The organism is Streptomyces sp. NPDC050564 (genome assembly GCF_044457265.1).
Taxonomy (GTDB): domain Bacteria; phylum Actinomycetota; class Actinomycetes; order Streptomycetales; family Streptomycetaceae; genus Streptomyces.
The window spans coordinates 39445-50192 of sequence record NZ_JBITGS010000055.1; the positions used below are offsets into that span (position 1 = coordinate 39445).

7 protein-coding genes are annotated in these 10748 nt (G+C 68.0%); 2 read left to right on the plus strand and 5 right to left on the minus strand.

Going from position 1 to position 10748, the window contains the following annotated elements; translation table 11 throughout:
• Window positions 1-34: 34 nt before the first annotated feature.
• A complete protein-coding gene (locus ACIBK0_RS46620; protein ID WP_399094921.1) occupies window positions 35-3958 on the minus strand; it encodes a P-loop NTPase fold protein in 3924 nt (1307 codons plus the stop codon).
• A 111-nt stretch (window positions 3959-4069) separates the two neighbouring features.
• Here ACIBK0_RS46620 and ACIBK0_RS46625 point away from each other — a divergent pair, with 111 nt between their 5' ends.
• Together ACIBK0_RS46625 and ACIBK0_RS46630 are read left to right on the plus strand one after the other, a co-directional pair.
• Window positions 4070-4405 carry a WD40 repeat domain-containing protein gene (locus ACIBK0_RS46625; RefSeq protein ID WP_399094924.1) on the plus strand — a complete coding sequence of 112 codons (336 nt, stop codon included), beginning with the start codon at window positions 4070-4072 and terminating at the stop codon, window positions 4403-4405.
• 408 nt (window positions 4406-4813) lie between these two features.
• Window positions 4814-5584, plus strand: coding sequence for a hypothetical protein (locus ACIBK0_RS46630; RefSeq protein ID WP_399094927.1), 771 nt, complete (start codon window positions 4814-4816; stop codon window positions 5582-5584).
• A gap of 107 nt (window positions 5585-5691) precedes the next feature.
• Here the strand turns inward: ACIBK0_RS46630 and ACIBK0_RS46635 are convergent, their stop codons facing one another.
• The 4 genes from ACIBK0_RS46635 to ACIBK0_RS46650 form a co-directional block, all read right to left on the minus strand.
• Complete coding sequence (locus tag ACIBK0_RS46635; protein WP_399094930.1) at window positions 5692-6174, minus strand: hypothetical protein; 483 nt, start codon at window positions 6172-6174, stop codon at window positions 5692-5694.
• Window positions 6175-6345: 171 nt separating this feature from the next.
• Complete coding sequence (locus ACIBK0_RS46640) at window positions 6346-7161, minus strand: hypothetical protein (protein WP_399094933.1); 816 nt, start codon at window positions 7159-7161, stop codon at window positions 6346-6348.
• Window positions 7162-8167: 1006 nt separating this feature from the next.
• A complete protein-coding gene (cyaB, locus tag ACIBK0_RS46645; RefSeq protein ID WP_399094936.1) occupies window positions 8168-8767 on the minus strand; it encodes a class IV adenylate cyclase in 600 nt (199 codons plus the stop codon).
• Window positions 8768-8859: 92 nt separating this feature from the next.
• Complete coding sequence (locus ACIBK0_RS46650) at window positions 8860-10263, minus strand: hypothetical protein (RefSeq protein WP_399094939.1); 1404 nt, start codon at window positions 10261-10263, stop codon at window positions 8860-8862.
• Window positions 10264-10748: the final 485 nt, after the last annotated feature.

Here is a 10748-nt window from a genome sequence, read left to right on the forward strand (position 1 = left end):
CGGCTGTGGGTGGCCAGGTTGTCGAGCTGTTGGTTTAGACGCCGCTGGCTTCCTTGAAGGCAGCATTGCGTGCCCGTTGCGCAGAGATACTGCTGTACCCGTCCATGGCTCTACGAAGTTTCCGTGCTGTCTTGGGCAAGGGCCGCAGGGCAGTGCCGATCGCCGTAGCGAGCGTGGGTTCGGCCTCACGCAGCGCGGGGGCGAGGGCGGAGACGAGGTCGTCGGGTACCGAGTCCGGGTGATATTCGATCAGGGCTGCGAGGAAGGCGGCCGCTCGGGCGGCACTGCTTTGGTCCTCCGTCATGGTGGGCAGGACGTGCTTCCAGATCACTGCTGCGTCGTGTACGTGGGCGATTGCGGCACTCGCGGGCTCAGGAGTCCACTCAGGTTGTGCCAGGCGGTTATTGAGATACAGGACGACCGCGTCGTCGAAGGCCGACGCATCCTGGGTCAGGCTGAGCAGGCTGCTGGTCTGTGCGCCGGCCTTGACGAGGGCGGTAGTGAGAAGGTCCGCGTCGGCCTGGGCGGCGCACTGGGCGAGCGCCGGGCAGCGGCCGTCGGCATGGGCCAGCAGGCTGCTTTGCTGATCCGCGGTGGCCTGGGGCCAGAGGGTGTCGGCGTACTGCCATGGTTTGGCGTCATCGGTCTCCAGCAGGTGCTGGACCAGATGGTCCCGCAGTGCGGGAACGCCGGGCAGTTCTGTGCGCCCGGCTGCAGCGACGGCGAGAGTGCGTGTGCTCTGCTGAAGGTCCGGCCAGCTTGAGGCAAACCAGTTCAGCCAGTTCACATCGAGCGCGGTGGTGGTGATGTAGGGGGCGGCAAAGTCCAGCGCGATGTGAGGGAAGGGCGTGCTGATGAACTGTTGGACCCGCGCGATGACGGCGGGCAGTTGAGCATCCCGCGCTGCGGGATCTCGCAGCAGGACGTGGAGGCTGGGCAGCAGTTCCTGCGCATGGCTGGGGTCGGGGGCCAGGGCGCCGGACAGGCGGTTGATCAAAGACGTCGTCATCTCGGAGCCGGGAGCGGTGGTCAGCAGCTTGGGCAAGGTGCTGCGGGTGAACCGTCCGGCCGGGGAGATGGTTTCCACGTCCGCCGTCAGCGCGTCTAGACAGTCGGCGATCGCACCGCGGGTGGCTTCTGCCGCGGAGGTTTCGCTGCGCCGGAGATACTCGATCAGCGTGTCCCGCAGAGTGGTTCCGATGGCATCGTGGAGATCACGGTGCTCGGCGAGTTCTGCTGCCATGGTGGTGGCGCAAGACGCCGCCTGTTCCTCGGGGAGTTGGGCAAGGATGATGCCGGCGGCGGCTGTCAGGTCCGCGCGGACGGCGGCTGCGACGGCGGTGGCGTTCGCGATGGCCCCCGTGGCGATCGCGGCCTCGGGCAGTTGGTGGGCCGCGGGGAACCATCGGGTCAGCAGGTCCATCGCCACGGCCATCTGGTCCGCATCGTCCTCGTTGCGCAGGCCCAGGGCCACGGCCTGGATGATCTGTGTGGCCAGCAGGGTGCTTTCGCCGTCCTCCACGCCCTCCCCCCATTCGGCCGAGGGCTGGGGAGCTCGGAAGAGGATCTGGACCGCTTCCTGACGCACCTGAGGGCTGGAGGACAGGCACTCCCGCAGGGCCAGCAGGACCGCGGGATCCCATCCACGGTCGTCGCCGCGCTGGATGATCAATGCGCCCGCCTGCTGGACGGCGTCGGCATTGTCATCGCGTGCAGCCATGATCAGCAGGGCGCCGAGAGCGGCGGGTGGCCAGGCAGCGCTGCTGGGCCGGCTGCTCTGGTTCTCCCAGAAGGCCAGGTCCTGGCCGCCTCCCTCAGCGGCAAGGGCGTCGAAATAGGTGTCCAGCACGGGGGCCAGGAACTCGGCGTTCTTGCCCGCAGGCAGGTCAAGAAGCGTCACGGCCCAGGTCCGGGCCTCCTGCGCGTTCGTGGGGACGTGTCGCAGGATCTGCCGCAAGCGCTGCACATGGGCCGGGACCGTCAAATCAAGCAAGGGCACGAGCAAGTGGCTGGGAACAGGAAGGGTGAGGCGGTCATGCTGGCGGATGACGCAGTCCGTCAGCGCGTGCACGGCGTGCCGTTCGTCCTCGCTCATGCCGGCGGTGAAGACGCTCGCAGTGGATCCGATGGCCTCAAGGACGGCCACGACGGCATTGTCGAGGTCCTGTCCCTGGCGTGCGGCCTCCAGTGAAGCGGTGGCGGCCTCCAGGACGCGGACGCGGTGCCCTCTTTCGGCCAATTGTGCAGCCAGTGTGGCCCCGTTGCGCTGGACGAGTCCGTACTCGATCTCCGTGGCCATCTGACTGCCGAGCAGACGGCTGGCCCGCGAGGACCCCAGAGTGATCAACGCTCCGATGTGGGAAGGTCGCTGGGTACGGGCGCGGGCGGCCGTGGCTTTCAGGAAGGCCAGGCCGGGATGGCGGTCCAGGTCGACCTGCCCCGGATCGCCAGGCGTCGTGTAGGCGGCGAGAAGGGGGTCGGTGACGGCTTCCTGCAGGCCCAGAAGGGCGTCGTCCAGGAGGTGCAGTAGGCGGTGCTCGGCGTAGACGGCGTCGTAGAGGTCCCGGAAGTCGTGCCGGAGCACGGTGAGGCGTGCCAGCTCGATGGGGTGGCCGGTGGCTTCGCCGGGTGAGATGCGCGCCGGGCGTGTGCCGACCGGCTGCTCTCTGCGCCGGGCGAGCTGGTAGTCGCTGAAGAAGGAATTGAGCAGCCGAAGGACGTGGCGGGGATCGCGCACCTGGCGGTGGATGAGGACCTCGAGCAGCGTCCGGGTCTGCGTCGGTCCGCCCAGTTCTGCGACGACGGGATGGTGCGGGCTGGTGGCCAGGAGCAGTTCCTCTGCATAGTCCCGCAGGTCCGCGTCGTAGTGTGCGGGCAGGACCAGGCGGATGGTGAACAGTTTGTTCAGGTACTCCTGGGCGGCTTCCTCGGTTGCCTTGCGTACCGCGGCGTCCGCCTGTCGCGGAGCCGGCGGTGGTGCGGCAGTTGACGATTCGGGTCCGGTGCCGGGCGTGGTGGGCCGGTGGGCGAGGCCGGGCCGGACGCCGACGATCGCCTCACGCACGATGTCTTCATCGCAGGAGAGCACGAACACCGGCTGGTGCCGGTGCTGAGTTCCTGTCAGCAGGAAGCTGCGCACCGTGGCGAGCGCGTCCAGGACGTCGGAGGCCGCTAGCCGGTCGATGTCGTCCACCGCGATCACCAGCCGCCGCTTGATACAGCTCAGAAGCCGGGAGAAGGCCTGTTCGAGCTCGTCGGTGGACTCCGGCCGCGGGCTGCTGACGGTGATCTCGTAGGCCTTCAGCGACTGCAAGGCTCCTTCCCGGCCTGCGGCCAGGATGGCCGCGATGGCAGCAGCGCTGACCAGTACACCGGTCAGCGACGTTGCCCCCTTCGGTGCGAACCAGGTCCAGGCCGATACCTGGTGACCGGCCCCCAGCAGATGCACGACCGCCACCGCGCCGACGCCCAGCAGCCACAGCAGCACCAGCATGGCGAGCACCCAGCCTGCGCCGGCACCGGCGGCACGCAGATAGCGCCACCCTGCGGGCCTGCCCGGCGTGTTGGCCTGAGGGGTGGCCCGCGGGAGCGTACGCTGCCTGCTGCCCTCCAGACAGGATCGCTGGACGGCGTAGGTGTCGTCGTCTATCAGCTTCTTGTGGTGTGCGGCCTCGAGCAGGGCATACAGCAGGGCGCGCGCCCGGGCGACACCGGTGTGGTGCTCGGCGCTCACGTGCAGGACCGCCCAGTCGGGATTCACCGCCAGCTCGCTCGTCAGCAGCTGCACCACGGACGACTTGCCGCTACCGAACGGCCCGATCAGGCCAACCGCCATAGACCCGGTCGTCTGCCGGACCGTGCGCGCCAACTGCTCGGCCACCGACCGGTGATCGAACAGGTCCTGATCGCTCCGAGCGATCGCGACATCCTCGATCGCCCAAGGTCTCGGAGACTCCACTTGTCACATCCGTTCCACAACTCACTCGTGTCCAGATAGTACGAGTGAGCACTGACACCGCACCCGTCTGCCCACGGAACTGCCCAGCCCAGCAGCGCCCTGGGCACGTCGGTGGCCTTCAGCCCCGACGGACACACCCTCGCCACAGGCAGTGACGACAAAACGGTGCGGCTGTGGGACGTCACCACCGGCAAAACCCGCACCACCCTCACCGGCTACCTTAATGGCGTGTCGTCGGTGGCCTTCAGCCCTGACGGACGCAGCCTCGCCACAGGCAGCACCGACTACACGGTGCGGTTGTGGGACGTCGCAAGCGGCAAAACCATCGCCACCCTCAGCGGACACACCGAGTCGGTGAATTCGGTGGCCTTCCGCCCCGACGGACGCACGCTCGCCACAGGCAGCACCGACAAGACAGCGCGGCTCTGGAGTCCTGCCTCAACCTGATGCGGCCATCCGACAGATATGCCGTGCCGTCAACCGCGACCTCTCCCAACAGGAACGCACGGCATACCTACCCGACCAATCAGTAGGCTCTGTATGCCACCTCACCTGAACCGACGTGCCTGCCCAGGATGCCTGGTCCCTCGTCGCGGACGTGCGAAAAGTTGGGGGTTCCTCGACCGGTCCCGGAGGCGGTGGATTATCGACCAGATTACGGCTGTCAATGAGAAACGGCGGCGCTGTCATGTCCGGGAAGGCCCGGAGGCTGGGCCAGTAACGGCCTTTCTGGTCGCACAGGCCGGTCCGGTCCTGGGACGCGTGGAGCTGGGTAGGGATACGCTCGGTGCCCGCCGGCCGTCTGCGTCGGCTGACGCAGACAGGTGACGGGGCGGGAAGTTCGGGGGCAGACCGGTGGATGCGCTGACGTTGGTGTCCGCGCTCGTGGCGCTGGCTGGTGCGGCCATGGCGGCGGTACTCGGCTACTGGACGCAGCGGCGCCTGCGCCTGCTGGAGCAGCGAAACCTGATGGACTCCTACGGGGCCTCGCTGGCCTGGGCCGCCTACGACCTCAATGCCAGGATGTACAACATCCTGCACGGCCATAAGGTCGACCTCTCCTCGGGCCCTTCCCGCGGCTTTATGACCTCATTCCATCTGCATGGCACGCCGGAAGAGCGGGAGTATGTGCGGCGCAGCACGGTGTTCGTGCTCGCCGAGTACTTGGGGTGGGTGGAGATCCTGCGCCGGGACGTTCAGTTCCTCGACCTCGGTCAGTCACGGGCCAATCAGCGCGCCATGACGATGATCTCGTCGATCGGTACAGCTCTGAGTCGCATTTCTGCTTCCAGCAACGCACTGCGCCTCTTTCGCGCGCAGCAACGGGCCGTCGGCGAGCTGATGGCCCATCCGGAGGGGGAGCCGGGGCGGCGCAGGTGTCTGGGATACGCCGAGTTCTGCGAGAAGCTCGATGGTGACGAGACCTTCCGTCGCTGGTTCGCCCCGCTCCTTGCGGACGTCGACCGGCTCGCCGAGGACACCGCACCGGCGGTGCCCCGGCTTACCGAAGTCCAGCAGAAACTCATCAGCCTAATCGACCTGTTGGACCCAAAGGCCGAGCGGTTCCCGCAGTTTCGGGAGCCCTTTCCTCAGGCGTCCGCCGACGGCCGGACAGGACGGCACTGAGTGTCGGAGCGGCCAACTGAACCGCCCAGTGGCTTCCCAATGGAGAAGTCAAGCTTCGGAGCGTGTGTTGGGCCCGGCGGACCGCGTCCCGATGGGACTGACGTTGATCAGCGGGTTGGGAAGGAAGTCAGAGCAAGATCCCACTGGTCAGCTGCGTCAAGCAGTGCAGCTGTATCCACCTGGATCTCCACGGAGTACTGGTAGATGTCCGCCCTGTCATCACCCTGCCGCCATGGGGGTGCCGCTTCCAGGGACAAGTGAAGGCGAATCACCGCCCCAGCCTCGCTTCGGTCGGCGAGGCTGAAGGCCAGGACCGGCTCGTTGAACCACGTGTCCGGGGACGAATAGCCTTCGGTATCAGGTTGGGTCACAGACACCGTCCCCGCGGCCACCGCGCGCAACCAAGCAGCGACCTGGCGGGCTTCGTGGGTCAGCAGAGATGGATCGGTAAAGGACCAACTGCCCTCGGCAGTCGTCACCGTACCACCGATGACCAGCCAGTTGTCGTCGTAACGGTTGCCCTGAACTGTGGCGAACTGATAGCGCAGCGGGCGAAGCTCGACACTGCTTGCATGGTCACTCAACAGCACTGCCGCAGGATGTCACGGGCCCTCCGGCGGTGAACGGCGTGGGTCAAGATCAGGGCGACGCTGGGACAAGTGGCGGCCGGGTCGTCAGAGGGCGCCGGGCGGCCAAGCCACTGCAGCCACGGATGGCAGCCAACTAAAAGGCGTAAGCACTCTTCTGCTGATCGTGGCGGGTCAGTCTTCGGGGTGCTGTCGCGCGCTGCGGATGATGTGGGACCAGGTGCCTGCGGTGCCGCCGTGCTCGTGGGCCAGCTGGCCGGCGAGTTGGGCCGCGGGAGTTTTGGGGTTTGCCTTGATCGCGGTGCGGGCCTGGTCCAGGCGGGGATCGCCGTCGTAGGGGTAGCGGCGTTCCGTGTTGGTCGTTCCGGTTGGGCGGCCGCCTCCACGTTCGCGGCGCTCGGCGTAGGTCCAGATGTCGCCGCGCCGGTATTTTCGCTTGACGAAGCCTTTGTCCGTCGTCGTCTCCTCGGCTGGTGCCGGCCAGTGCTTCGGCGGCCTGACCGGGTATTTCGTGATGCTGGTTGGTTCCATGCCCAGGACGCGGGCGGCTTCGGACAGCGAGATCAGGTCCTCGGCATTTCCGCTGAGGTCGACGTTCGTGCGCCACTGCTGGCTGGTTTTGTAGCCCTCGTACCAGGTGTCCCAGGTCTTCGGGTTCCAGTACATGGTGTTGCCGATGGTCTTCTCCGGCTCGGGGTGCCGGTTGGATTTCCTGTCCCGCCACAGCAGTTGGAGGGTGCTCAGGCCCAGGCCCGTACGGTCGTGGAGGTCCGCGCGGCTCTCCAGCTCCGCGACATCGGTGTGGCGCTCGTACCACTGGTGCCAGTCGGCGGCGTCCCAGACCAGCGCGCGGTTGATGGTGCCTGCGGCCTCGGGATGGCCGTTGGCCTCGCGCTCCCGGTACAGCCTCTCCAGGTGGGTGATGCTGAGCTCGTAGGTGTCGGCGATTTCCTTGCGGGTCAGTACGGGACGTTGGTCCAGCGTGGCCATGGGGGTGTCCTTTGTGGTCTGTGGGGCTCGCGGCAGGGCCTCACGCGTCATGTTCGGCTTGCTCCTCGCGGCGGTCGTCGTGGTCGGCAGGCTGCAGCAGGAGCACCACGCCGGTCTCGGTGAGCGCGTGCTCTCACCGCACCGCGGTGGACTCGGTCGGCCTCGTGGCCGTTGCGATGTCGCTGTCCTTGATCGTCGATGCCCGGTCCGGAGCAGCATGCCCTGCTCGTCGGCGGGCGGGATGAACCAGGTGCCGCCGGTGCCGGGGAGCAGGGTCGTCCTGAACGCGGTGGGTCACACCCGGGTCGCCGGCGCGGGAGGTCCCGAGGTCGTCGAGGGCGGGGGTGTGTCGAGCTCTGCGTCGTCTACCATCATGTGCAGATGCCTTCCTGGATATGGGCTTGTTGAAGGGCCTGGGGCCAGGGAGGCATAGGACGGCCGGCACTACTCCTATTGGGCCGGCCGTCCGCCCCGTCTTCGGCGGGTTGCGCGGTGGCGAAGCCGAGACCCTTAGCCTCTCGATTTCACTAATTCTGCCTTACCTTTTTCTCTGCGTCCAGCCGGTCGCCCGATCCGCGTCGGCAGACCGTACACCGGTTGGCGACTTACCGCTTTTGGAGCCTGCTCGGCGCCCTTCGCACCGGGACCTACCGGCGCGAAGCGCCGCACTGCCGCCGCCGCAGGCGGTCCACGCCGCCCGACGAAGGAGGGCGGCCGGCCCGCGACGAAGGAGCCGGCCCACACAGCCACGCCGCCAGGCGTGCCCTCCAGCGCCGAAGGCGCATGGGCAGCCGCGCCCCCGCGGGGCGCGTCCACGGTCCGGTGCCCGGAGGGACTGGCCGGAGCGCAGCGGAGAGCCAGACCCGCAGGAAACGCACCGGACCAGCAGGCGGCCGCCCCGCCAGGGGCGTCCATTTCCCGGGCCGGAAATCACGCCCTGTGGAGGGTGCGAGCCGCGCCGCCCCTGTGGATGAGCGGCGCGGCATTCAGCGCAGAAGTGGTTCGATCACCGGTGAGCTGTAGGTGTCGCGGGCTGTTCGTGCTGCTGGAGCACCAGATCGCGGTAGGGGAACGCGACCGTGGGGTGCTCGGTGATGCTGAGTTGCTTCTCGATGTGCTCGATGAGTTCGGCGGCGCCGTCGGCGGTGGGTCGGTTGACCTCGGTCTCGACGAAGGTACCGGCGCCGTGGACGGTGTCGATGCTGACGCTCACGCCGGGCGTCTGCGGGTGGTGGTAGGTGGTGCGGGTCTTGTTGACGCGGACGAGTTCACGCATGCCGATCGAGGTCAGCAGCCTCTCAGCCGTGCGTGCCTGGGTGCCCTCGCGCAGGATGACGTTCGTCTCGATTTTGGACACGACGTCGTCGGCTGCGTGGGTCGTCGGGGTGGAGGCTGGCTTGTATGTGATCTCTGCGAAGTCGCCGCGATGGCGCACGCGCAGGCACTCGACGGTCTGCAGGTAGTCGACGTCGGGGCGGCTGTAGTAGGTGTCAACCTCGGTGACGGGGGCGGATGCGACGTAGCCGAGTTGGGCGAGCAGGGGCGTAAGACTGCTGCCGTCGTCGGGCAGTTGGCGCTTGCGCTCCACTTCGATGGTGTCGGTCATGGGGTCATCCTCCTGTGCTGTTTGCGCCGTGCATGCGGGCGGGTGCCCCGGGGGGCGGGGCCCTCGGTCGTGGTCCGAGGGCCCCGGGGGGGTTACATCATCTGGGTGAGTGCGCCGTTCAGTCGGGCCATGGCCGCGCGGCTGCACAGCGGTCGAAGGGCCTCGATACCGGCTGCGAGTGCCTGGGTGTCGTGGGCGGGGATGTTGGTGAAGAGAACCAACTGCTTGCCGTCGGCAAGGGGGTTGGGCAGGCGCTTTTGGAGGTAGCGGGTGTAGTAGGCCCGCTCGGGGGTGACGACGTCGCGGGGCGTGTGGGGCATCATCACGGTGTTCGTGTTCGCCTGTGCCGACGTGATCGCGAACTCGGTGAGGAGTTCGTTCAAGGTGAGGTAGACGTAGGTCTCGTGGCCTTCGCGCTCGATCCACTCTCGCCACACCGCCGCGCACCGCTCGTCGCCGTTCTCGGCAAAGGTGAGGAGTTCGATGAGGGCGGCGTCGGTGCACTCGTCGAAGAGGTCGCCGTCCATGGCGTAGTGGTCTGCGTACGGCTCGCTGACGCTCTTCAGCAGCGCTCGCTGTCGCGGGGAGATCCATTCGGCCTCGGTGAGGGTGAAGTGGACCCGCTTGTGCCCGGCTGCCGCGTCGATCCAATCGGCGGAGAGCTGTCCTTCGAGGCGGGGGAGGAATCCGAGGACACCGGAGCGCCACGCGTAGTCGCGGAAGGTGATGTAGTGGCGCTGGATCTCGCGGAACAGGCCGATCGGTCCGGTGATGACGGCGCTGGCCTTGGGGTCGATGCCCTCCAGGGCGACGATGCGGGAGCCCTGACGGATGGTCGGGTCGTCGCCGGAGTGGTGGTAGGGGTGGCGGCTGTTGTTCAGGTACTGCGGGGTGAACATGCGGATGAACTGGAGCCATCCGCGATGCGTGTAGGTGTGGGTGGCCGTTTCGTGGAGGGTTGCGGCGTCGGTGGTGCGGATGTCGCGATAGGCGAAGTGACCGCCGGGCTTCAGGACGGTGGGCAGGGTCTGCATCATCGCGTGGATTCCCCGGTACCCGCTGCCGTAGGAGTAGACCTCGTGCATGAGTGCGGACGCGGCGACGATGTCCACGGGGCGGTCGAGGATGGTGCCGAGGTCCTGCGCGAGACCGCTGGTGAGGGTGCAGGTTCCCAAGTCGGCCGCGTGGTAGCCGTCGATGGCGCGGGCGAGAGCCTGCGAGAGGACGCCGGGGGCCTCGATGAGGGTGATGTCCAGCGTGCGGGGCCGGTCTGCGGTGCGGGTGAGGCTGTCGGTGAGGTGCTGGAGGGCGGCGCCGCCGCCGGGTCCGATCTCCACGAGATGCGGCGCGTCGGCCTTGGTTCGCGCGAGCGCGTCAAGGACCATCCGAATCTTCTCGCGGCCATGCAAGTTCGCGGCCTCGTCGAGGTAGCCAGCGGCGGACTTCGCGGCGGTGGCGAACGCGTGGCCCGCTGCGGTTTCGGTCTGCACGGTCATTCTGTTCTCCGTGTGGCGTTGAAGGTTTGGGGTCCTGCCGTGCCGTCCGGGGCTCCTATCCCCTTCCGACACATATAATTATGCCTTATTCGAGGTGGGGTGTCCACCCTCAACAGGCCCTCGACATAGGCGACTTGGACCATAAATCCGCAGCTCAACGCCCCTCCCACCCTCGACCCAGTCGACGGCGGCAGGCCTCCGCCACACCCCTACCCGGTGGGCGGGGGCTCCCCTCGGTTGGCCGGGCAGCTCCGCCACACCGCCGGAGCTGTGGGGGCTGCAAGGACCACCGCGAAGCGGCGCGTCCTTGCAGCCCCCACAGGTTCGGTGGTAGCCCGAAGGGTGCCCGGACAGCCGAGGGGAGCCCCCCCCCCCCCCCCCCCCCCCCCCCCCCCCCCCCCCCCCCCCCCCCCCCCCCCCACCCCCCCCCGGGGGGGCGCCCCCCCCCCCCCGGGGGCCCCCCCGGGATCCCCGGGCCCCCCCCG

Bases quoted from the DNA above. Each gene is read 5' to 3' on its own strand.
- ACIBK0_RS46640 (WP_399094933.1), bottom strand. From the start codon at position 7,161: ATGGCCACGCTGGACCAACGTCCCGTACTGACCCGCAAGGAAATCGCC.
- cyaB (WP_399094936.1), bottom strand. From the start codon at position 8,767: ATGACCGACACCATCGAAGTGGAGCGCAAGCGCCAACTGCCCGACGAC.
- ACIBK0_RS46650 (WP_399094939.1), bottom strand. From the start codon at position 10,263: ATGACCGTGCAGACCGAAACCGCAGCGGGCCACGCGTTCGCCACCGCC.